2 protein-coding genes are annotated in these 2,609 nt (G+C 29.3%); both read right to left on the reverse strand.

Annotation, left to right across the window (positions count from 1 at the left end):
• Window positions 1-1,008, reverse strand: a 1,008-nt coding sequence (locus tag ACMOUI_RS06540; protein ID WP_418964922.1) for an anti-CBASS protein Acb1 family protein, incomplete at its 3' end; no start/stop codon positions are given.
• 33 nt (window positions 1,009-1,041) lie between these two features.
• A partial coding sequence (gene terL, locus ACMOUI_RS06545) for a phage terminase large subunit (protein ID WP_418964923.1) occupies window positions 1,042-2,609 on the reverse strand: 1,568 nt, incomplete at its 5' end.

Here is a 2,609-nt window from a genome sequence, read left to right on the forward strand (position 1 = left end):
CTGTTCTACAACTTCAATATATCTTTCTGAATCTTGTTCAGCACTTGCTAAAGCTCCAGCAGAAGCCCCCATTAGTTTAGAAACTGGTATTCCAAGTCTTGTTGCTATATCATTTAAGCTAACCTTTTGTAAGCTCTCAAAATCAGTATTACCGCTTAAATTAATGGATTGCAGTTTATCTTTTTCACCAATTACTGCTAAAGTTGAACTATTTACTTCCATTTCTTTTTTTTGGGTATAATTTTTTAATCCATTTTTTCTAATTTTATTTAATTCGTTTTGGTCTCCTATTTGTAAAACTTTACAAAAAGAAGCAAAAGCATATTGTCCTGTACTCCAACCAATATTATAATTAACTTGTAAGGCATCAAATAAGCCAGTATAAATGCTTTGGTGCATTTGATCTAAATTACTTTTATCAGTTGTTATTCCAGTTTCAAATATTAGTAGCCAAGAATGATGATACTTAACTATGCTACCATCACTTTTTTTTATATAAATATATTCAATATTTCCATAAAAAGGTTTAGTTATATCTTTATTCCTTTCTATTTTAGAAATATCTGATTTTTTTATGATATTAAAATCTAATATTCGATTCAATCTTGGTAAAAGTAGTTCTTCATCTGTTTTTAGGTCTCCATTAACTTTACAAATAGGTAATAAAGCTGAAAAACCATCTTTTCTTCCATGTTGTATAAATTCAATTAAATAATTATCTAATTCTAAAGATAAAAATTTACTATATACTTCATCTGATAATTTCTCGTTATCCTTTGCAAAATCGATTTTAAAGCCTTTCTTCAGTGAGTCGCTAGGTAATTCATCAATTATTCTTTTAAAGAATGAATTTCCGTAATATAAATCGTCAATTATATTATCAGTCATTATTTCTACTTTTTGATTTCTATATCCTACTTGAACATCTTCATCAAAAGCTCCAATTGACTTTAATTGTGGATTTTCAATATTCCTTGTAAAGCTATTCTCTCTCCTACTTGGAAACATTTTATTATTTTTTTTGCCTATTTTAATCACCTCCTATGGCAATGATATAACCCCATATCTACCAGCTACTATATTTCCAGCTATACTAGCACAATCTACAAGGTCATCATGTTTTCCACTAGGAAACTCTAACAGTTGAGCTTCATAGTAATTTCTCCATTTAGCTCCTTGCCTATGATAAACTTTCATATTTCCATACATAGACACAATAGCTGCTGCTCTTGTAACCTTATTTTGAATAGCTGGTATTGCTTTTATAGGTCTTCCAGTATTTTCTAATTTTTGAAGTATACCAATTCCAGACGATTTATCCTCAATAGCTTGAAAAGCTAAATACTCTTTGTAAATCTCCCAATATTCATCTATTTTTCTCTCTTGCTCTGGTATTTTTATTCTTCCATGGTATACATCCCATAATAGAAGTTCTGCATCTGGAGTACAAACCCATGTTTCAATTCCTGTCTCATCATTTATCTCTTTATCTTTTTGAGCTGTATCTATAGTTTGAAAAAACCAACACTCATCTTGAATAACTGCTTTTTTATCTCCATTTTTTTGATGTAAATAAAAAAATGTATCATCATATGTAAATGTCTGAAAATATGTTCCCTCAAAATATTCACCCTGCTCAATACTAGGCTTTTGTTTAAATAGACTAGCCCAAGTTCTAGGGTTTGCTTTAAATGGCTCAAAATAAGACTCATCAAACATTTGTGGATATAATGCTTTGCCTATAGGTCTCCCTAAAGCGTCATTATCACAATCTTCTTGTGTCTCATTTATTGCTGCTAAATCCAATTTAAACCATTTTAAATTTTTTTCAAAATCATCTATTTTACCTCTAAGGTCATTAGCATCCCATCTAGTCATAATAACTATTAAAATACCATTCCTATGTAATCTGGTTAAATATGTGTCATTGTATTCATTCCATATTTTCTGTTGCTGTAATTTTGAATTAGCCTCTTCTCTATTCTTAACAACATCATCTATTACAAGAAGTTCAGCTCCCTCTCCAGTAGCTCCTCCTCTTATAGTTGCAGCTTTGAATCTTCCGCCACCTTCTATTTCCCACATTTTTTTAGAACCTACACCATTTTTTAAAGAACTCCCAAATAATGAGGAGCAAATATTTTTTATTTTTTCTCTATTTTTTTCTCCAGCTTTTTCAACTAGATTATCTCCATAGGATGTTACTATAGAACTTCTAAATGTTTCTTTACTCATAAACCAACTTGGAAAACTATTTGTTATCGCCGTTGATTTTAAATGTCTTGGAGGAACTGAGATTGCTATTCTACTTTTGGTATCTTTATCTTTGAATAATCCCATTTCTGCTAAAGTTAAAATATCGCATATAAGTTCTATATGCTCTCCCTCTACTAAAGGGTTATTTGCTGGAAATGTTTGTTTAAAATATGAATAATAACTTTCTTTTGAAATTTTTCTTTGATTTGTTAAAATCTCTGTAATTTCATTATCTAAATCATTACTTATATTTTCAAACCCTATACTTTCAACTTCTTTTAATAATTCCTTTGTTCTTTTGGATAATAACTTTTCTACTTTTTTAGTTAAACAAAAATCATTGAAAATATTAG

Origin of the sequence: Cetobacterium sp., assembly GCF_048470075.1 — a bacterium.
Lineage (GTDB): Bacteria > Fusobacteriota > Fusobacteriia > Fusobacteriales > Fusobacteriaceae > Cetobacterium_A.